General features: G+C 71.6%; 20 protein-coding genes. 13 read left to right on the forward strand and 7 right to left on the reverse strand.

Going from position 1 to position 19,931, the window contains the following annotated elements:
* Positions 1–14: 14 nt before the first annotated feature.
* From OHA72_RS24675 to OHA72_RS24685, 3 genes are read right to left on the reverse strand one after another with little or no spacing between them, the layout of a single operon-like run.
* Positions 15–1,190, reverse strand: coding sequence for a beta propeller repeat protein (locus tag OHA72_RS24675; protein WP_327010152.1), 1,176 nt, complete (start codon positions 1,188–1,190; stop codon positions 15–17).
* Positions 1,183–1,674, reverse strand: a complete 492-nt coding sequence (locus tag OHA72_RS24680; protein ID WP_327010153.1) for an RNA polymerase sigma factor — start codon at positions 1,672–1,674, stop codon at positions 1,183–1,185. The genes OHA72_RS24675 and OHA72_RS24680 overlap by 8 nt, the downstream gene beginning before the upstream one ends.
* A gap of 41 nt (positions 1,675–1,715) precedes the next feature.
* A complete protein-coding gene (locus tag OHA72_RS24685; protein WP_327010154.1) occupies positions 1,716–2,153 on the reverse strand; it encodes a DUF3307 domain-containing protein in 438 nt (145 codons plus the stop codon).
* Between the two features lie 203 nt (positions 2,154–2,356).
* Here OHA72_RS24685 and OHA72_RS24690 point away from each other — a divergent pair, with 203 nt between their 5' ends.
* Entirely contained in the window at positions 2,357–3,154 is a 798-nt protein-coding gene (locus tag OHA72_RS24690; RefSeq protein WP_327010155.1) for a transglutaminase-like domain-containing protein, read from the forward strand.
* A 2-nt stretch (positions 3,155–3,156) separates the two neighbouring features.
* Here OHA72_RS24690 and OHA72_RS24695 read toward each other — a convergent pair whose 3' ends face one another.
* Complete coding sequence (locus tag OHA72_RS24695) at positions 3,157–4,470, reverse strand: pectate lyase family protein (RefSeq protein WP_327010156.1); 1,314 nt, start codon at positions 4,468–4,470, stop codon at positions 3,157–3,159.
* A 98-nt stretch (positions 4,471–4,568) separates the two neighbouring features.
* Positions 4,569–5,702 (reverse strand): LCP family protein, encoded by a 1,134-nt coding sequence (locus OHA72_RS24700; protein ID WP_327010157.1) that lies wholly within the window; start codon positions 5,700–5,702, stop codon positions 4,569–4,571.
* Positions 5,703–5,798: 96 nt separating this feature from the next.
* On the opposite strand from OHA72_RS24700, the gene OHA72_RS24705 reads away from it, so the two are divergent.
* Positions 5,799–6,497, forward strand: a complete 699-nt coding sequence (locus tag OHA72_RS24705) for a maleylpyruvate isomerase family mycothiol-dependent enzyme (protein WP_327010158.1) — start codon at positions 5,799–5,801, stop codon at positions 6,495–6,497.
* A gap of 25 nt (positions 6,498–6,522) precedes the next feature.
* On the opposite strand, the gene OHA72_RS24710 is transcribed toward OHA72_RS24705, so the two are convergent.
* Positions 6,523–7,464, reverse strand: coding sequence for a sulfotransferase (locus tag OHA72_RS24710; protein ID WP_327010159.1), 942 nt, complete (start codon positions 7,462–7,464; stop codon positions 6,523–6,525).
* Between the two features lie 97 nt (positions 7,465–7,561).
* Here OHA72_RS24710 and OHA72_RS24715 point away from each other — a divergent pair, with 97 nt between their 5' ends.
* Genes OHA72_RS24715 through gndA form a run of 5 tightly spaced genes read left to right on the forward strand, consistent with a single transcriptional unit; the run spans position 7,562 to position 11,318 of the window.
* Positions 7,562–7,987: a hypothetical protein gene (locus OHA72_RS24715; protein WP_327010160.1), complete on the forward strand. Its 426-nt coding sequence runs from the start codon at positions 7,562–7,564 to the stop codon at positions 7,985–7,987.
* Entirely contained in the window at positions 7,984–9,213 is a 1,230-nt protein-coding gene (locus OHA72_RS24720) for an NRAMP family divalent metal transporter (RefSeq protein ID WP_327010161.1), read from the forward strand. The genes OHA72_RS24715 and OHA72_RS24720 overlap by 4 nt, the downstream gene beginning before the upstream one ends.
* Before the next feature lie 2 nt (positions 9,214–9,215).
* On the forward strand, positions 9,216–9,590 hold the full coding sequence (locus OHA72_RS24725; RefSeq protein WP_327010162.1) for a hypothetical protein: 375 nt from the start codon (positions 9,216–9,218) through the stop codon (positions 9,588–9,590).
* Complete coding sequence (locus tag OHA72_RS24730) at positions 9,577–9,825, forward strand: PRC-barrel domain-containing protein (RefSeq protein WP_327010163.1); 249 nt, start codon at positions 9,577–9,579, stop codon at positions 9,823–9,825. The genes OHA72_RS24725 and OHA72_RS24730 overlap by 14 nt, the downstream gene beginning before the upstream one ends.
* Positions 9,826–9,881: 56 nt before the next feature.
* On the forward strand, positions 9,882–11,318 hold the full coding sequence (gene gndA, locus OHA72_RS24735) for an NADP-dependent phosphogluconate dehydrogenase (RefSeq protein ID WP_327010164.1): 1,437 nt from the start codon (positions 9,882–9,884) through the stop codon (positions 11,316–11,318).
* Positions 11,319–12,434: 1,116 nt separating this feature from the next.
* On the opposite strand, the gene OHA72_RS24740 is transcribed toward gndA, so the two are convergent.
* Entirely contained in the window at positions 12,435–13,751 is a 1,317-nt protein-coding gene (locus OHA72_RS24740) for an MFS transporter (RefSeq protein ID WP_327010165.1), read from the reverse strand.
* Positions 13,752–13,802: 51 nt separating this feature from the next.
* Here OHA72_RS24740 and OHA72_RS24745 point away from each other — a divergent pair, with 51 nt between their 5' ends.
* The 6 genes from OHA72_RS24745 to OHA72_RS24770 all read left to right on the forward strand — a co-directional run bounded on the left by OHA72_RS24745 (position 13,803) and on the right by OHA72_RS24770 (position 19,863).
* The gene (locus tag OHA72_RS24745; protein WP_327010166.1) at positions 13,803–14,171 is read left to right on the forward strand and encodes a MerR family transcriptional regulator; all 369 of its coding nucleotides are present in this window, start codon (positions 13,803–13,805) and stop codon (positions 14,169–14,171) included.
* 47 nt (positions 14,172–14,218) lie between these two features.
* Entirely contained in the window at positions 14,219–14,719 is a 501-nt protein-coding gene (locus OHA72_RS24750; protein ID WP_327010167.1) for a SigE family RNA polymerase sigma factor, read from the forward strand.
* A complete protein-coding gene (locus tag OHA72_RS24755) occupies positions 14,716–15,576 on the forward strand; it encodes a hypothetical protein (protein ID WP_327010168.1) in 861 nt (286 codons plus the stop codon). Before OHA72_RS24750 ends, OHA72_RS24755 begins: the two co-directional genes overlap by 4 nt.
* Positions 15,573–16,127 carry a GNAT family N-acetyltransferase gene (locus tag OHA72_RS24760; protein ID WP_327010169.1) on the forward strand — a complete coding sequence of 185 codons (555 nt, stop codon included), beginning with the start codon at positions 15,573–15,575 and terminating at the stop codon, positions 16,125–16,127. Before OHA72_RS24755 ends, OHA72_RS24760 begins: the two co-directional genes overlap by 4 nt.
* Before the next feature lie 347 nt (positions 16,128–16,474).
* Complete coding sequence (locus tag OHA72_RS24765; protein WP_327010170.1) at positions 16,475–18,565, forward strand: discoidin domain-containing protein; 2,091 nt, start codon at positions 16,475–16,477, stop codon at positions 18,563–18,565.
* A complete protein-coding gene (locus tag OHA72_RS24770; RefSeq protein WP_327010171.1) occupies positions 18,562–19,863 on the forward strand; it encodes a DUF1996 domain-containing protein in 1,302 nt (433 codons plus the stop codon). The genes OHA72_RS24765 and OHA72_RS24770 overlap by 4 nt, the downstream gene beginning before the upstream one ends.
* The last annotated feature ends 68 nt before the right edge of the window (positions 19,864–19,931 follow it).

Here is a 19,931-nt window from a genome sequence, read left to right on the forward strand (position 1 = left end):
TTGTGTGCCGGGTCTCAGGTGTACCGGACCCAGCCGCCGCCGACCGTCCCGACCGTCACCGGATCGTCCATGCGCCGCGGGTCGTAGATGAGCACCGCCCCGTCGGCGAGTCGCCCGATCGAGGGTTGGGCGGGCATCGGCACCGCGAGCGGTTCGGCGCTCCCGGCGGACCAGACGAGCAGCTCCTTGCGCAGGGTGGCGACCAGCAACCGGCCGCCACCGATCGGGACGATCCCCTGCGGCACCTCCAGGGGCGGCGGCGACGCCTGCTCGATCACCTTGCCGGCCGACAGCAACGCCAGACGGCCGTCCCTGAATCCGGTGTACCAGACGTCGCCGCGGTCCGCCGACGGCAACAGGTACGTGTAGGACGGCTCCTCCCGCACGTCCTGCCAGGTCGTGCCGTTCGCGGAGTACACCAGCAGCGCCCGGCCGCTGACCTGCTCGCGCTCCAGCAGCGCCCACAGGCCCCCGGGGGTGCGGACCACCTCCCGGATGCGCGTGCCCGCCCGGACCGGCACGACCCCGACGTCCCCGACCCCGTCCAGCTTCAGCCGGCCGCCGGTTGTGATGAACCGGTCCGTCGTCGCCGGGGTCAACGGCGGTTCGTGCCTGGCCGCGTACGTCGCGACGTCCTCGCGGGTCCAGGTGTTGCCGGCGTCGATGGAGGACCAGTAGATCTTCGAGAAGCTGTACAGGGTGATCCGCTCCGAGTCGGACGCGACGAGGCCCCACGCGGGGACTGTGCCGTCGGCGTCGCGCATGTCCGGCAGCGGCCGCTGCTGCCAGGTGCGGCCGCCGTCGGCGGTGCGGCCCAGCCGCGGGTCGCAGCTGCCCGTGCCGTCGCAGTTGCGGTAGAACACCCAGCCGTGCTGCTGGTCGGCGAAGCGGACATGGTGCGGGCCGCTCGCGCCGGCGAGCACCACCGGCCGCTCGGCGAACGAGAACCCGGCGGTCGGCGCCGGGGTCGGTGTCGGCACCGGGACCGGGGTCGCGTCGTGCCGCCCTGCGGTGCGCAGCGCCGCGCCGCCGGAGGCGGTGAGGACCACCACCACCGCCCCGACCAGCCACAGCCGCAGCCGCCCGCGCCGGGACCGGCGGGGCAGCGCGTGCAGCGGCAGCGGCCGGAACGTGCCGGCCGCGTCCTCGGCGAACCGGGCGAACTCCTCCTCGACCCGCGATTCACGCATGCCACACCTCCCGGTCGAGTTCGGCGGCGAGCGCCGCCCGGCCACGGCTCAGCCAGGAGCGCACGGTGCCCTCGGCGACGCCCTCCTGCTCGGCGATCTCGACCGCGGTCAGCTGCCCGAGGTGCCGCAGCACCAGCGCGCGCCGGTGCGCCGCCGGCAGCTTCGCCAGGGCGTCGAGCAGCACGAGGCGGTCCGGGGTCGGGCCCTGCACGGGGTCCGGGGTCCGCTGGCGCTGCAGGAACCGCGTCGCGCTGCGCAACCGGCGCAGCCGGCTGGTGGCGAGGTTCCACGCCACGTGCCGCACCCACGCGGCCGGGTCGGCGTACCGCGACACCGCCGGCCAACGTTCCAGGGCGCGGCAGAACGCCTCCTGTGTCAGGTCCTGCGCTTCGGCGTGATCGCCGAGGTACGCGTAGAGCTGCACCGCGACCCTGGCGAACCGGGTCCGGTACAGCTCCGCGAAATCGTCCGGTGGGGCTGGCATGCCGGTATCACGCGCGGCCCCGCCGGAGCGTTGCACCGCCGCTACAACCCGGCGATGAGCAGCGCCGAGACCAGCAGCGACGCCTGATGCAGGGCCTGGTCGGCGACGTACATGCCGCAGACGGGGCTGGTCGTGTCGGCGAACTGCGGGGAGCCGGTCGCCCGCAGCACCGCCCGCACCGGCCAGCGGCGGTCCAGCAGCCCGTGGGTCACCGCCGAGAACACGACGCCGGCGGTCACCCCGGCCGGGGACAGCGGCAGCCGCAGCACCGCACAGGTCAGCAGCAGCGCCGCGGTGATCGTCAGGTGGTAGGACAGCAGATGTGCGGCGAGGGCGCGCCAGCCGGCCGCGCCGGGGTGGGCCTTGTGGGTGGCCTGCCGGTCCGTCTGCGCCACGTGATCGCCGAGGGAATGCCCGACGAGCAGGACCGCGAGGGCCACGACGAAAACGACGGACCGGGACAGCGTGTCATAGGACATGATGGAGGGGCTCCTCACGGGGAGCAGCGGGACGGTTCGGTCTTGGAGGATGGGACCGTCCCGCCGCATCGACATTGATGGCAGGCGCCATCATGCGCACGGATTCCGGCTGAGTTCTACGTCGAACGTTGCAGAACACATGTGTCGTGAGTCGCGTGCCGCAGCTGATGCGCGCACGGTCCCCGATGGGTATGAACGGTGGCATGGTGGACGCGCGCGTGGGCAGCACCCTGGAGTTCCAGGTGGAGCAGGCCGCTGAGGTACAACTGATGATCGCCGTCTGCCCGCGACCGGGAGTGACGGTCGACGAAACCCTCGTGGCGCAGCTCGACGGCGTCCCGGTCGAGGTCCGGCCGGTCGCGGGCGGGCACTACCTGACCGCCGCCCCGGGCCTGCTGCACATCGACTACACCGCCGCGGTCACCGTGCGTCGCGGCGCGCCGGAGCGGCTCGACCTGGGCCAGCGCATCGCGGCCACCCGCCCCAGCCGCTACTGCCCGTCCGACCGGCTCGCCGGGTTCGCGGCGCGGGAGTTCCAGCGCTTCGCGCCGTCGCACGCCGACACCGTCGCGGGGATCGTCGACTACGTGCACCGGCACACCCGGTACGAGGCGGGCACCTCGACCGGCACCACGGACGCGACCGAGACGCTGCTGTCCGGCGCCGGGGTCTGCCGCGACTTCGCCCACCTGGTCGCGGCACTGGCCAGGTCCGTCAACATCCCGGCGCGCACCGCCGCGGTCTACGCGCCGGGCCTGTCACCGATGGACTTCCACGCCGTCGTCGAGGTCGCCGTCGACGACGAGTGGCGGGTCGTCGACGCGACCGGGCTCGCGCCCCGGCAGAGCCTGATCCGCATCGCGACCGGCGCCGACGCGGCCGAGACCGCGTTCGCCAGCGTCCTGACCGGCGCGGCGGAGCTCACGTTCATGGAGGTGCGGGCCGTGACCGCCGGCGATCTCCCGATCGACGACGGCCACGGCATCGTGCATCTTCCGTAAGGTCAGAAGCCGAGCTTGCCGGCCCCGGCCTTCGCGGTGACCAGCGCCGGGACCGCGGTGGCCGGGTCGGGCGTGGCGGCGCGCAGGGCCGGCACCCACGTGGTGGCCGGCAGGTCCGGCTCGTGCGTGGCGTTGTACTCCGCGACGAGGTTCACCGCCGACACCGGGCCGGTGCCGACCCTGGTGGCCGTGCCGACCTCGGTGATGGCGCCGGGCGCGGTGCCGCGCCAGTCGTACGCCACCTTCGACAGCGGGATGTCGGCGCTGCGCAGCAGGAAGTTGTTCTCGGCGTACACCTGGGCGTAGACGCCGACGCCCCACGAGTAGCTGTAGCTGTCCTCGTCGGTGGCGTAGAAGTAGTTGTCGTACACGTCGACCTGGCCGAAGCGCACCCGCGGCACGCGCTGGCCGACGTTGGCGAAGCGGTTGTGGTGGATCGTGACCCGCAGCTTGCCGACGTCGGCGCCGACGGTGTTCGACGAGCCGATGAGCATCGTCTTGTCGTGGTCGAAGAAGTTGTTCCAGGAGATCGTGACGAGGTCCGCGGCCCGGATCACGTCGAGGGCGCCGTCGTGCACCTGGTAGGGCCGGCCGAAGTACAGCGGCTGGGTGTCGTCGGTGTTGTTGCCGTCACTGAAGTTGTTGTGGTCGGCCCAGACGTGCGTGGCCCCGGTGACGGTCACGGTGTCGTAGAGGGAGTTCCAGTTGCCCAGCGCGCCGTCGGTCGGGTCCCACGACGGGAAGCAGTCGTAGGCGTCCTCGAAGCGCAGGTTGCGCAGGATGACGTTGTCGACCTTGTCGATGAGCAGGTTGGCGCCGCTGATCTTCGAGCCGCCGAGGCCGACGATCGTGGTGTTGCCGCCGACCTTGACGTTGACCCGCAGGCCCTGGTTCTTCGCGGAGCGGGCGCGGGCGTCCTCGAGCGGCCCCGTGGGCTTCGTGGCGCGGCCCCAGACCGCCGGGTCGTAGGCGGCGAGGAACGCGTCCAGGCTGTACTCGGGGTCGGCGTAGTCCGCGCAGGTCTTGCCGGCGTTGGCGTCGATCCCGCCGGACACGAAGACGATCTTCGGGGTGTCGCCGGCGACCGCGGCGGCGAGCTCGTCGCGGGTACGGACGGTGAAGACGTGCTCGGCGTCGGCGGCGGAACCGCCGCTGGTGCCGGTGGTGTCCGACGCCCAGCCGTCACCGGCGGGCAGGGTCTGGCGGGCTAACGCGAGCGCGGCGGGGGGTGTGCCGGCGGCGGAGGCGCTCACGGCCGCTCCGGCGAGAAGGGCCGCGCCGGCGAGAGCGGCGGCCGCGACGGTGGTCTTGCGCATGCAGACTCCAAAAGAGGCGAGGAAAGCGCATTCCTAGCGCCAACGTCCCACCCGGTGCACATAGGAGTCAATGCTTGGCGTTTGCAGGAAAGTTGCAGTTAGGGTCTTGGTACCACCCAGTCGGGGTGTTCCTCGGCGAATGCGTCCAGGCGGTCCGCGCGGGCCGAGCCGAACAGCGCGAACGTCGTCGGGTCGAGCTGCTCGAACGCCGTGCCGTTGCGCACGGCCGCGTTGAACTTCCCGCCGTTGGTGCGCAGCATCGTCACCGCGTCCGGTCGCAGCCCCCGCAGCAGCAGCAACCAGTCGGCGACGGACCGGCCGTTGCCGTCGAACGTCAGCGACTCGCCGACCGCGGTCAGCGCCCGGTTCAGGGCCAGGGGGTTGCTCAGCACCCCGGCGGAGGTGAACCGCTCCCCGAGCGCGGTGATCAGCTGCTGCTGGTGCCGCTGCCGGCCGTAGTCGCCGTCGGGCAGCAGCTCCCGCTGCCGCACGTAGTCCAGGGCCTCCCAGCCCGCGAGGTGCCGGCAGCCGACCGGGTACACCTGCGGCCGGACCCCCGCGATGCGCTCCGGCCGGAACGTCGGCGGGATCAGCCGGAACGGCGGGGTCTGGCGCCCCTTCGCGTCCCACCCGATGTGCACGGACACGGTCTCCACGTCCACGCACAGGTCGACCCCGCCGACCGCGTCGACGACGCGCTTGAGCCCGGTGAAGTCGATGATCGCGCCGGCGTCGAAGACCAGCCCGGTCAGCCGCCGCACGGTCGTGGCCAGCAGCGCGAACCCGCCGGCCCGACCGCCGTCCTTCGAGCCGGCCGCGAACGCGGCGTTGAGCTTGTCGGTGCCGTACCCCGGGATCTCCACCTTCGTGTCCCGCGGCAGCGACACCAGCCAGGCCCGGTCCCCGCCCGCCGACACGTGCACGACGATGATCGAGTCGGCCCGCGCGCCGGCCTGGTCCTCACCGGGCCGCGCGTCGATCCCGACCAGCAGGATGTTGCGCCCCGGCTGGGCGTCGGCGGCGACCGGGTCCTCCGTGCGCGCCACGATCGGGCCGCGCGACGAGCGCGGCGCCGACTCGATGGTGATCTCCCGCGGCGGGCTGTCCCGGGCGGCCTCGCCGAGCAGGTCCATCTGGTCGACGGTGCCCTCGTAGTGCCGCCAGGCCAGGGTCCCGCCGCCGGCGAGGACCGCGGCGGTGACCACGGTGAGGAGCAGTCCGCGCCACACCACGCCGCCCTCCCGTCATCGGTCTCCACCCCGCTGATCGGCGGCCGGGCCGCCGACCTGAGGTTCGCGGGTCAGGTCGACGATCGCCCGGAGCTCCTGGTGCTGCGCGGCCTTCGCGGCGAGGACTGGCGGCGGGCCACCGACTGCACGGCATGGGACGTGCGCACGGTGGTGTCCCACCTGGTCGCCCAATGCGAGGACGGGATCAGTCTGCCGACCCTGCTGCGCCGCGAACTGGCCGGGCGCCGACGCCATCCGCAGCTGTCCGGAGTGGACGCGCACATGGCCGTGCAGGTCGCCGAGCACCTCGGTGACGCCGGACCGGACCTGGTGGACCGCTTCGCCACCCAGTGGCCACGCGCCGTGCGGGCGCGGCAGCGCCGGCCGGGCGTGCTGCGCCCGGTGCCGATCGATCTCGGAATACCCGGCGTCCCCCGTGCCCCGCTCAGCTACCTGCTCGACGTCATCTACAACCGGGACCTGTGGATGCACCGGGTCGACCTCACCCGCGCCACCGGCCAGCCGTTCATCGTCGGCGCGCACGACGGGCACATCGTCGCCCAGGCGATCCGTGACCTCGCGAGCCGGTGGTCCGGCCCACCCGTCGCCCTGGAGCGCACCGGTGACGCCGGGGGGTCATGGATCATCGGGGCCGGCCGCCCGGCCGCTGTCGTGCGGGCCGACGCCGTCGCCTACCTCCGCGCGCTGGCCGGCCGCGACGACGCCGTCGCACTCACCCTCGTCTCCGGCGACGAGGCGACCCTCCCGCACCTGCGCCGGGCGCGGATCCCGTTCTGAGCACGGCCGGCGACCGGCGGCACCACTAGGAGTCGCGGTACCCGTACCGGTGGCGCAGCGGGACGGTCACAGCGCCGGTCACCCACCGGTGCCGGGGTGCCATCCCCGTCGTCCACTCGTCGTCCAGGCGCAGCCGGACCTCGCCCGAGCGGAACCGGACCGGGTTGCCGGACACCTGGTGGGTGCCGCGCACGAACAGCTCACCCCGGTCGCCGACGCGCACCGCCGCCGCCGGCACGCCGCTGAGCTCCGTCACCGCGCGCAGTGTCGCGTCCGGCTCGGCGATCAGGTCCTCGTAGCGGAACCGCAGGTACGGCAGCCCCGCCCGGCGCGTGATCCGCTCCGTCGCGAGGTTCCACGCCGACCAGTACAGCGCCGTGCACGCCGGGTGCATCCGCGGCATCAGCTCGCCGTTCGGGGCGTCCGGGTCCTCCTTGTGCCGCTGCCACGAGTACGCCACCGCCCGCGGGTCCCGCACGATGTGCGCGACCCGCACGTCCAGGGCCGGCGCCTGCAGCAGCGCCGTCAGGTAGGACGGGAACTTCGAGGAGTCCACGACGACGTCGGCGCCGCTGACCTTCGCCACCGCCCGGTACAGCTCCGCCAGCGCGTCGTAGTACCAGCGCAGCTCGGTCGCGGCCGGCCGGGAAGGGCGCACCAGCAGCCCCGGCAGGTGCCTGGTCCGGAACTGGCGCGACGCCTCGTCGAGCTCGCGCAGCTCGTCGTCGTCCGGGATGCGCCCGAACGCCTCGTGCAGCACCTCGACCCAGAACTCGCACGAGCGCAGCGGCGTCCCGCAGCTGCACCGCCGGTTCTGCAGCAGCCCGCGCTCCCACAGGAACTTGATCTCGCCGACGCCGACGAGGCCCGGCACCTGGTCCAGCATCCCCTCGGCGAGGGTGCTGCCGCTGCGACCCCACCCTGCGAGGTACAGCACGCGGGTGGTCGGCGGCGAGTCGGTGTGCACCTTCGCTCAACGTCGCGCCGGCACGGCGGGTTACGACCGGGTTGGTCCGTTTTGCCGGTGTGTTTGCTCGGCAACGCGTCGGGGGTACCACCGCGGCATGCGACGCACCGTGGTCATCGTCGCCGTGGCCCTGCTCGCAGCCCTCGGCTACGGCGCCTATGCCTCCACCCAACCGCCGGACCGGCACGAGTTCCGCATCACCGCCGTCGAGGCCGCCCAGTCCGCGCACGATGCCCTGCAGACCGCCTATCTCGCCGGGGTCGCGCTGCGCGACGGCCGCGCCACCGCCCTCTACGTCACCGTGCTGCTCGACGGCGGCACCCGGCGGACCACGAAGACCGTTGCGACCCTGGCCGAGCTCCCGCCGCCCGACGAGGAGATGCGCACCCTGCGCGACGAGCTGGCGCCACTGCTCACCGAGGCCGTGCAGCGCCTCGGTGACGCCGCGGCCGACCCCACGGACATCGACGCGCTGCCACCGCTCACCGAACGGCTGGCGAACTTCCTGGACCGGTACGCGTGAAGAAGTTCTTCGCCATCACGCTGGGCATCCTCACCGCCATCGGCGGGTTCGTCGACATCGGCGACATGGTCGCCAACTCCCAGGCGGGCTCCCGCTTCGGCATGTCCCTCGCGTGGGTCGTGCTCGTCGGGGTGCTCGGCATCTGCGTCTACGCCGAGATGGCCGGCCGGGTCGCCGCCGTCAGCGGCCGGCCCGTGTTCGACCTCGTCCGGGAGCGGCTCGGGCCGCGCGTGGGGCTGCTCAACCTCGGCGGGTCCTACCTCGTCACGGTCCTGACCCTCGGCGCCGAGATCGGCGGTGTCGCGCTCGCCGCGGAGCTCGCCACCAGCGTGCACTACCTGCTCATCGTCCCGGTCGCCGCGTTCGTGTGCTGGGTCGTGCTGTGGCGGGTGAAGTTCGAGACCATGGAACGGGTCTTCGGCCTGCTCGGCCTGACCCTTGTCGTGTTCGTCGTCGCGCTGCTGAAACTGCCGACCGACTGGGCGCAGCTGTGGGAGCAGGCCCGCACCCCGGCACCGGCGGGCGAGGAGAACTGGGGCACGTACGCGTTCGCCGGCGTCGCCCTGTTCGCCGCCGCGATGACCCCCTACGAGGTGTTCTTCTTCTCCTCCGGCGGCGTCGAGGAACGCTGGACGGTCAAGGACCTCACCGTCTCCAGGGCCAACGTCTTCATCGGCTTCCCCCTCGGCGGTCTGCTGTCCCTCGCGCTGATGGCGACCGCCGCCGTCGTCTTCCACCCCATCGGCGTCGAGCTGGAAGACCTCGGGCAGACCGCGCTGCCCGTCGCCATGGCCCTGGGCAAGCTCGGCCTGGCCGTGGCGATCCTCGGCTTCTTCGCCGCCACGTTCGGCGCGGCGCTGGAGACCGGCCTGTCCGCCGGGTACACCGTCGCGCAGTACTTCGGCTGGTCCTGGGGCAAGCGGCTCAGGCCCCGCGACGCCGCCCGCTTCCACGTCGTCGTCCTGATCAGCGTCCTGCTCGGCACGGCCGCCCTGGCCACCACGATCGACCCGGTCCTGCTCACCGAGACCACCCTGGTGCTCAGCGCGATCGTCCTGCCGCTGACCTACCTGCCGATCCTGGTCGTCGCCAACGACCGCCAGTACATGGGCGAACACGTCAACGGCCGGCTCGGCAACACCCTGGGTGTGCTCTACCTGATCGTCATCCTCGTGGTCGCCGCCGCGGCCATCCCGTTGACGATCATGACCGGAATGGGAGGCTGAGGATGCTCCTCGTCGGATTCGAACTCCTCGACCGCCAGATCGTCGACCTGGCCGGCGAGCCGATCGGGAAGGTCGACGACGTCGAGTTGACGGTGGTGGCCGGTGCACCCCACGTTGCCGCGCTCCTGTCGGGACCGCAGGCGCTCGGTCGCCGGCTGGGCGGGCGGCTCGGCACCTGGATCAGCGGCGTCGCCGGCCGCGTCCATCCCGCGGAGCACCCGGACCCGCTGCGCATCCCGTGGGACCTCGTCGCCTCCCACGACAGCGCCGTCAAGCTCACCGTCCGCCGCGAACTGCTCGCCGCGCCGTTGCTGGAGGAATGGCTCCGCGACCACGTGGTGGGACGCATCCCGGGATCCTCCGATGCGGGCGAGTGACCTCATCGGCCGCCGGGTCCACCTCCCCGACGGCTTCACCGGCAAGGTCGCCGACCTCGAGGTCGAAGGCACCGAGGTCGTCGCGCTGATCGTCGTGCGCGGCGCGTGGGGGCGGCTGCTCGGGTACGAACGCGACACCGTCCGCGGACCCTGGATCCTGGAAACGCTCGCCCGTGCCGTGCTGAGGCGCGACAGTAGGCGGGTAGCCTGGTCCGACGCGCGCTTCGAACCGTGATCACGGGGTAGTGATCGCCGGTCGGCGCGAGATCGTCTTTGACTGGAGAGGTTCAGATGTCCGACCTTGCTCAGATCGGCGTGACCGGTCTCGCGGTGATGGGACGTAACCTGGCCCGCAACCTGGCCCGCAACGGTTACGCGGTCGCCGTGCACAACCGCTCCTACGAGCGCACCCGTCGCCTCGTGGACGAGTTCGGGCACGAGGGCACGTTCGTGCCGAGCGAGTCGATGGCCGACTTCGTCGCGTCCCTGGCCCGCCCCCGCGCCGTCATCATCATGGTGAAGGCCGGCGGCCCCACCGACGCCGTCATCGACGAGCTGGTCCCGCTGCTGGAGCCCGGCGACATGATCGTCGACGCCGGCAACGCCCACTTCGCCGACACCCGCCGCCGCGAGCAGGCCCTGCGCGAGCACAACCTGCACTTCGTCGGCACGGGTGTCTCCGGCGGCGAGGAGGGCGCCCTGCTCGGCCCGTCGATCATGCCCGGCGGCTCCCCGGAGTCCTACCAGACCCTCGGCCCCATGTTCGAGAAGATCGCCGCCGTCGTCGACGGCACGCCCTGCTGCGTGCACATCGGCCCCGACGGCGCCGGCCACTTCGTGAAGATGGTCCACAACGGCATCGAGTACGCCGACATGCAGCTCATCGCCGAGGCGTACGACCTGCTCCGCGCCGGCATCGGCGCCACCCCGGCGGAGATCGCCGACATCTTCCGCACCTGGAACACCGGCGACCTCGAGTCCTTCCTCATCGAGATCACCGCCGACGTCCTCGGCCACGTCGACGCCGACACCGGCAAGGCGTTCGTCGACATCGTCCTGGACCAGGCCGAGCAGAAGGGCACCGGCCGCTGGACCGTGCAGAGCGCCCTCGACCTGGGCGTGCCGATCACCGGCATCGCCGAGGCGACCTTCGCCCGCTCCCTGTCCGGCCACGCCGACCAGCGCGCCGCCGCCCGTGCCGCCTTCCCCTCGGGCTCCGGCGGCCTGTCGATCTCCGACCGTGACCAGTTCATCGAGGACGTGCGGCTCGCGCTGTATGCCTCGAAGATCGTCGCGTACGCCCAGGGCTTCGACCACATCGAGGCCGGCAGCGAGGAGTACGGCTGGAACATCGACCGCGGCGCCGTCTCCACCATCTGGCGCGGCGGCTGCATCATCCGGGCCCGGTTCCTCAACCGCATCCGCGAGGCGTACGACGAGAACCCGTCGCTGAAGAGCCTCATGGTCGCGCCGTACTTCGCGGACGCCGTCAACTCGGGTGTCCCGTCCTGGCGGCGCGTGGTCGTGGCGGCGGCCCAGGCCGGCATCCCGACGCCGGCGTTCTCGTCATCCCTGGCGTACTTCGACGGGCTGCGCGCCGAGCGCCTGCCTGCCGCGCTGATCCAGGGTCTGCGGGACAACTTCGGGGCGCATACGTACCGGCGCACCGATCGCGACGGCTCGTTCCATACTCAGTGGGCGGGCGACAAGAAGGAACACACTGCCTGAGCTTTTTCTCGATGGCCGCCACGTCTGTTTGTTTTGGCGTGGCGGTCTTTCTCTGTTCACCCCCCAGGATCCTGTGGTCGTCTTCCTGTTGGGCGTCCGCTTGGGGGTACGCCGCTTGGAGTGGTTCCTGGTGTCGGTCCTCGGGGCTCGGTGGTTTCGCGCAGCCTGCGGCGGCGCGGACGGGTAGCGCGGTCACCGTCCGTGCCGTAGTTGCGGTGATGCCAAGCCAGGTCCGCGCTCACATGGTCCAGCGCCGTCGAGGTCGTCATTCGGTGGTGCCACACCGTCGCTGGCATCAAAAACCATCACAGATCACCCAACCCGCGGCGCGCCCAAGGCGCGCGTCAAGATCCAGTCCGGCCCCCGTCATGATCGAAGCGGAAGATCGCCGTCCGAGTGCGATGTGATGGCTCGGTATCTGGCTGCTGTTGACTGGCAGCCTTTTTGATACTCCCCCAAGATCCTGTGGTCGTCTTCCTGTTGAGCGTCCGTTTGGGGGTACGCCGCTTGGAGTGGTTCCTGGTGTCAGTCCTCGGGGCTCGGTGGTTTCGCGCAGCCTGCGGCGGCGCGGACGGGTAGCGCGGTTGCCGTCCGTGCCGTGTCGAGGTGATGCCAAGCCAGGTCCGCGCTCACATGATCCAGCGCCGTCGAGGTCGTCATTCGGTGGTGCCACACCGTCGCTGGCATCAAAAACCATCGCAAATCACCCAAATCGCGGCGCGCCCGAGGTGCGCGCCAAGATCCAGCCCGATCCGCGTCATGATCGAAGGATTCCGGTGGTCGTCCGGACGACCACGGCCGTCCTTCGATCATGGGCCGGGACGGAAGATCGCAGTCTGAGTGCTGGTACTCCCCGGTCTAGTGATCGATGGTCTTCGTTTTTTGACCAGCGGCGGTGTTGTAGCACCGAATGATGCGCTCGACGGCGCTGGATCATGTGAGTTCGGACCTGGCTTGGGATTACCGCGACTACGGCACGGACGGTGACCGCGCTACCGTTCGCGCCGCCGGAGGCTGTGCGGAACCACGAAGGCCGCAGCCGTGATGGATTTTCTATTACGGGGATGACGATCACGCACGCGGACCGCAACACGAAGGCGAGCAGCGGATCGGAGATCACGAGAAACGCGACACAGGCACAGCGACGGCCTCGCGGGCGGCCAGAACGGCGCCGGTGAGCGCGGCCACCGCGGTCAACGCGAACGCGGGCCCGAACGAGCCGCCGCCGCCGAGGATCAGCGTCAGCAGGGCGACCGTGACCGCGCCGGACAGGTACTGCGACGTCGTCAGCACCGCGCCGGCCGAGGACTGGTGCGCGGCAGGGACGTCGCGGCCGCCGAGCAGGAACATGGCCGTGTAGATCATGCCGTGGGCGAAGCCGCTGACGAGCAGGCCCGGTAGCAGCCCGGCGGCGTAGGAGGCGTCGCCGGCCAGGGCCAGCCAGCCCAGGCCGAGCGCCGCGAGGGTGAAGCCGGCCGAGAGGACCGCGGGGGTGCCGAAGCGGCGTACCGCCCGGCCGGTGACCGCGCTGCCCAGGGTCACGAGCGCGGCGAGGGGCAGGAACGCCAGGCCGGCCCGCAGCGGCGGGTAGCCGCGTCCGGTCTGCAGGAGCAGGGTCACCACGTAGAACTCGGAGCCGACGCTGGCCATGTACAGCGCCGTGGCCGCCACGCCCACGCGGAGGCTGCGGATCCGGCGCAGCGACGGCTCGATCAACGGTGCACCGCTTCGGGCCTCGTGCGCGACGAAGCCGGTGGCCAGCAGCGCGGAGACGGCAAGGGTCGCGACGGTCGCGGGGGAGGTCCAGCCGGCGGTGCCGGCGAGGGTGAGGCCGAGCACCGCGCCGAGGGCCGCGCCGGTGCCGAGCAGCGCACCCGGCAGCGGGACGCGGGCGCCGCCCGCTGCCGCGGCGCGCAGCCAGATGAGGCCGCCCGCGGCGCACAGCAGGGTCACGGGCACGTTGACGAAGAACGTCCAGCGCCACGAGACGCGGGTGAGGACGCCGCCGAGGACGACGCCCGCGGCGAGGCCGGACGCGCCGACCGCGCCCCAGACGGACAGGGCGCGGGAGCGGGCGGGGAACATCGTGCCGAGCAGGCCGAGGATCGCCGGCTGGAGCAGCGCGGCGGCGAGGCCCTGCGCGAACCGGGCGGCGAGCAGCACCCCGCCGGACGAGGCGAGGCCGCCGCCGACGCTCGCCACGCCGAACGCGACGGTCGCGGCGACGAACAGGCGGCCGGCGCCGACCCGGTCGGCGAGCCGGCCGCCGACGAGCAGGAAGCCGGCGAAGGGCACCGCGTACGCGCTCACCACCCACTGCGCGGCCGGCAGGTCCAGGTCGAGGTCCCTGGACATGCCGGGCAGCGCCACGTAGACGATCGAGTAGTCCAGGGCCAGGAGGAACTGGGCGAGGGACAGCAGGAGCAGCGGCATGCCCGGATCCTCGGAGGTTCACACTGGTGTGAACGTCAAGGAGGAGTGAGCATGCGCATAGGTGAGTTGTCCCGCAGGACGGGCATCCCGACCCGCCTGCTGCGCTACTACGAGGAGCAGGGGCTGCTCACGCCGGTGCGCCTGGCGAACGGGTACCGCGACTACGCCGAACGGCTCGTCGACCGGGTGGAGCAGATCCGCGGGCTGCTGGACGCGGGGCTGCCGACCCGGGTGATCCGGGAGGTGCTGCCGTGCACCGACAACCCGTGCACGATCACGGTCACCGACGCCAGCGACGAGCTCGTCGGGCTGCTGGAGGCCGAGCGCGACAAGATGGACGCGCGGATCGCGTGCCTGGCCCGCAACCGCGACGCCATCGCGGCGTACCTGCGCCAGGTCGAGGCGGCAAGGCACCGGTGACAACCATTTCCCGGGCCGGCGTCGTTGACCGCCCGGGAGGGTGACCGGTGGAGGACTTCGAGACGTACGTCAGCGCGGCCTGGCCGCGGCTGCTGCGCTCAGCGTGGCTGCTCACACGCGACTGGCACCGGGCCGAGGACCTGGTCCAGACGGTGCTGGCCCGCGCGTACGGGCGCTGGCCGCGGATCAGGGACGGCGCCCCGGACGCATACCTGCGCGCGATGCTGGCCAGCACGTATCTGAGCTGGTGGCGGCGCAGGTGGCGGGGTGAGCTGCCGACCGGGGAGCTCCCGGAGCCGCCGCCGGTCCCCGACGAGTTCGACGGCGTCGAGCTGCGTCACCTGCTCGCCGCCGCGCTCTCCCGGCTGCCGCGGCAGCAGCGGGCGGTGCTGATGCTGCGCTTCCACGGCGACTTCACCGAGGCCGAGACCGCGCGGGCCCTGGGCGTGCGGCTCGGCACGGTCAAGTCGCACACGGCGCGGGCCCTCGTGGCGCTGCGCCACGACCCGCACCTGCGGGCACTGCTGAGCGAAGGAGCGGGTCGATGAGCGACGGCACACAGGTCACCGATCTCTTCGAGCGCGCCGTCGCGGAGGTGCCGCCGGCGCTGCTGCTGCCGCCGCACGCCGCCATCCGCCGCCGGATCCGCCGGCGTCGCGCCGCGGGCTGGGGTGCCGGTGCGGTCGCCGCCCTGCTGGTCGTCGCCGGGTTCGTCGTCGCGCGACCGGGCCCGGCGGTCGAGGGCCCGGAGCCGGCCGCGTCCGCGGTCGCGTCGGCGGCGCCGGGCGTGCCGTGGACGGCCGCGCGGATCGACCGGACCGGCACGAGGATCACCGTGTACGCGGCGCCGCTGGTCGGCAAGTGCGTCGAGCGGGACCCCGCCCGCGACGACCTGGACTTCTCCGACGACCGGGTCACGATCCTCCTCGACGGCGCGTACACCGGCTGCGCCGACGACACGCAGGTGGCGGCGCGGACGTTCGAGCTGCCGCAGTCGGTCGGCACCCGGTTCCTGCGGGACGCGCGGAGCCCGCAGGGCCAGCAGCTCGTCTTCTCCGACGCGGACCTGCCGGAGCTGAGCCGGACCGGCGGCTGGAGCGAGCTGCCACCGGTCTGGCTCAGCTCCGGCGCCGCCGTCCTCGCCCTCGGCTTCACCCGGGCCGGAGGTCCGCAGCTGCGGATAGCGCCGATGCGCTGGGAGCCGGAGCCCGACGGCAGGCTGTCGCCGCCCGATCACACGCTGATGGTCGACGGTCGCCGGATCGACGTGTACGACCGGTCCGACGGCCCGGCGGCCGGCTGGTGGTCCGCCGACGAACGCGTGCGCTTCACGCTGGAGGTGACCGGCGGAGCCATCGAAAAATCCGCGTTCGAGGAGATCCTGCGTGGTATGACCTGGTCGTGACCACACCCCTTCCCGAGCCAGTCATCGAAGTGGCGACCCCCGCGCACCGCGCCGCGGCGGTCGCCACCGTCGTCGCCGCGTTCGCCGCCGACCCCGCGTTCCGGTTCTTCTGCCCCGACGACGAGACCTATCCGGGCGACGCGGAGGTGATCGCCGGCGGGCTGTTCGACGCCAGGGTCGGGCGCGGCACCGTCTGGGTCGCCGACGGGGGAGCGGCCGTCGCGATGTGGGACGGGCCGGGCGCGCCACCGTCGAGCCACCGGCCGACCGGGCGGTTCGCCGTGTACGAGCACGCCGTCGGCGCCGTGATGCCCCGGTACCCGCGCTGGTACCTGGGGGTCCTCGCGTGCCACCCGGAGCGCCGCGGCCGGCGCCTGGCCCGCGCCACGATGGCGCCGGGTCTGCGGCGGGCCGCCGAGGACGGGCTGCCGGCGCTGCTGGAGACCTCCAACCCCGGCAACGTCGAGGTGTACCGCAGCGTCGGCTTCGACGTGCTGGAACATCTCACCGTCGGTGACGAACTGCCGGTCTGGATCATGCGCCGCCCGTAACACGGGGGACCCGCGCGCTGACCTGGGGAGAGCGCTCCCGCAGCCATCGCATCAGGCTTCGTCACTGTGCGACAGAACGTTCATCGGCCGTGAGCTGCTGGTAGTCGATGTTTGGAGAGCGCTCTCCCATTCGGCCCGAAGCATTGACACGATTCGAGCAAAGGTTCACAGTGACCGGATGAGAGAGCGCTCTCTCATCCCCTCGCAACACACTGGTCACCCGAGCGACATGAATGGAGCTCCCTATGCCTTGGTCGGCACCCGCCCCCGGCCATCGACGTCTCTCACGATTTACGACCGGCCGGCGTGCGCTGCGCGCCGGTGCCATCGCCACCGCGGTGGCGGCGATGCTGTGTACCTACATCGTCGTGGTCGTGACCCGCGCCGACGCCGCGGAGACCCTGCTGTCGCAGGGCAGGCCCACCACCGCGTCCTCGATCGAGAATGTCGGCACCCCCGCCGCCAGCGCCACCGACGGCAACGCCGGGACCCGGTGGTCCAGCGCGTACAGCGACCCCCAGTGGATCCAGGTCGACCTCGGCTCCACGCAGACCATCACCCGCGTAGCGCTGAACTGGGAAGCGGCCTACGCGACGGCGTACCAGATCCAGACCTCCGCCAACGGGACCACCTGGACCAACGTCTACACCACGACCACCGGCACCGGTGGCAACCAGAGCCTGCCCGTCAGCGGCTCCGGACGCTACGTGCGGGTCAACACCACCGCGCGGGCCACGCAGTACGGCGTCTCGCTGTGGGAGTTCCAGGTCTTCGGTGGCGACACCACGCCCGGCACGTGCGGCACCGCCAACGCCGCGCTCGGCAAGACCTACAGCGCCTCCTCGACGGAGAACGCCGGCACCCCCGCGTCGTCCGCCTTCGACGGCAACAACGGCACCCGCTGGTCCAGCGCCGCCAGTGACCCGCAGTGGGTCCAGGTCGACCTCGGCTCCACCCAGGTCGTCTGCGGCGTGACGCTGAACTGGGAGGCCGCATACGCGACGGCCTACACGATCCAGGTGTCCACCAACGGCACCACGTGGACCACGATCCACACCGCCACCGGCTCGACCGGCGGCGTGCAGACGCTCACGGTCACCGGCACCGGCCGGTACGTGCGGATGAACGGCACCGCCCGGGCCACCCAGTGGGGCTACTCGCTGTGGGAGTTCCAGGTCCGTGTGCAGGGCGTGCCGGCGACCACCAGTGACACGCCGAGCAGCCCGAGCAGCAGCCCGAGCCAGCCGAGCACCAGCCCGAGCCAGCCCGGCAGCAACGTGCTGCTGTCGTACAAGAAGCCGGCGTTCGCGTCGACCTCGCAGAACGACACCAACTGCAACCCGTGCACGCCGGACAAGGCGTTCGACAACGACCCGGCAAGCCGCTGGGCGACGAACCCGACCGGCGGCTGGGTCGACCCGGGCTGGATCTACGTCGACCTCGGCGCGACCGCGCAGATCAAGCAGGTCGTGCTGCAGTGGGACCCGGCGTACGCCGTGGCCTACCAGATCCAGACCTCGGCCGACGCGAACAACTGGACGCCGATCTACACCACCACGACCGGCAAGGGTTTCCGCGAGACGCTGACGGTCAACGGCACCGGCCGGTACGTGCGGATGTACGGCACCGCCCGGTCCAACGGCTACGGCTACTCGCTGTGGGAGTTCAAGGTCTTCGGCACCGGCGGCGCGCCGGTCCAGCCGCCGGCGTTCCCGGCCGACCCGGTGTTCCCGGCGACCAACCTGGTGTGGGCCGACGAGTTCAACACCGGCACCAACGTCGACACGTCCAAGTGGACGATCGACCCCGGCACCGGCCAGAACGGTGAGATCCAGTACTACACCAACCTGGAGAACACGTCCGTCTCCGGCGGCTCGCTGGTCATCGAGGCCCGCAAGCAGACCCTCGGCGGCCGCGACTACACCTCCGGCCGGATCAACACCAGCAACAAGTTCTCCACCCAGTACGGCCGCGTCGAGGCCCGCATCAAGGTCCCGAAGGGCAACGGCCTCTGGCCCGCCTTCTGGATGATGGGCACCGACTTCCTGCAGGGCCGGCCCTGGCCGTACAACGGCGAGATCGACATCATGGAGATCCTCGGCAGGAACACCAGCGAAATCTACTCGACGCTGCACGCGCCGGCCTACAACGGCGGTGGCGGCTACGGCCAGAAGATCACCACGGTCGACCTGTCGCTGGACTACCACGTCTACTCGACCGAGTGGGACAGCAAGCACATGACGTTCCGCGTCGACAACCAGATCATCCTGGTCGCCAACAAGGACACCGTCGAGACGACCCGTGGCCCGTGGGTCTACGACCACCAGTTCTACCTGATCCTCAACCTCGCGGTCGGTGGAGACTTCCCCGGCCCGATCGACGCGACCACACCGTTCCCGTCCCGGATGTACGTCGACTACGTGAGGGTTTACAAATGAGTACGGTCCTGGGGAGGGGCCTGATCAGGAAGAGCCTGATCGGGCTGGCGCTCACGGCGCTGATCGGCACGTACGTCGCGACGCGGGCCCTCGGGTCCGCGGACGCGGCAGAGCTTCCGATCTCGCAGGGGAAGCCGGTCACGGCGTCCTCGGCCGAGAACGGCGGATCCGCGGCCGCGAACGCGGTCGACGGCAACGGCGGCACCCGGTGGTCCAGCGCGTTCAGTGACCCGCAGTGGCTGCAGGTCGACCTGGGCGCGTCCGCCACGATCACCAGGGTGGTGCTGAACTGGGAGGCCGCGTACGCCCGCGACTTCACCATCCAGACGTCGGCCAACGGCAGCACGTGGACGACGATCAACACCACCGTCAACGGCACCGGCGGGGTGCAGACGCTGAACGTGTCCGGCTCAGGCCGCTACGTGAAGCTCAACACCACCCGCCGGGCCACGCAGTACGGCGTGTCGCTGTGGGAGTTCCAGGTGTTCGGTACCGGTGGGTCCACTCCCACCACCAACCCGACCACCATCCCGCCGGGCGCGGTCCGGGTCGCGGAGTTCCTCGCCGACTGCCCGTTCAGCCACCGGCTGCCGGACGACCCGATCGTCTTCCCCGGCCTGCCCGGCGCGTCGCACATGCACAGCTTCTTCGGCAGCACCGTCACGAACGGCAACTCGACGGTGACCGACCTCGCCAACGGCCCCAGCAACTGCAACCCGGCCGTTGACAAGTCCTCGTACTGGGTGCCCACCCTGTACCAGGACGGGGTGGCCAAGGAGCCGGTGATCACCACGTTCTACTACCTCGGTGAAGGGGTCAACGACGCCGTTCGCGAGAACACCCAGTCGCTGCCCTTCGGGCTGCGCATCGTCGCCGGCAACGCCAAGGCGACCGCACCCGACGCGACCACCATCTCCCGCTGGTCCTGCCTGCACCACAACGAGTCCGGCGCGGGGAAGGACTTCATCAACTGCCCGGCCGACTCGATGCTGGAGTCCTACCTGGACTTCCCGCAGTGCTGGAACGGGCGTGACCTGGACTCGGCCGACCACAAGAGCCACATGGCCTACCCGGTCAACGGCGCCTGCCCCGCCACGCACCCCGTCGCGGTGCCGAAGTTGCGGCAGGTGCTGCGGTACCCGGTGAACGGTGACCCCTCACGCATCCGGCTCAGCTCGGGTGCCGGGTTCACCATGCACGGCGACTTCTTCAACGCCTGGCCGCAGGCCGAGATGGACCGCCGGGTCGCGTACTGCATCCGCCTGAAGGTCAAGTGCGGCGCCAACGGGACCGCATGACCACCGTATCCACCTAGGAACCGGCCGTGGATGGACGTGCCTCAGTTGCCGTCCATCCACGGCTCCCT

Source organism: Dactylosporangium sp. NBC_01737, from assembly GCF_035963215.1.
GTDB lineage: Bacteria > Actinomycetota > Actinomycetes > Mycobacteriales > Micromonosporaceae > Dactylosporangium.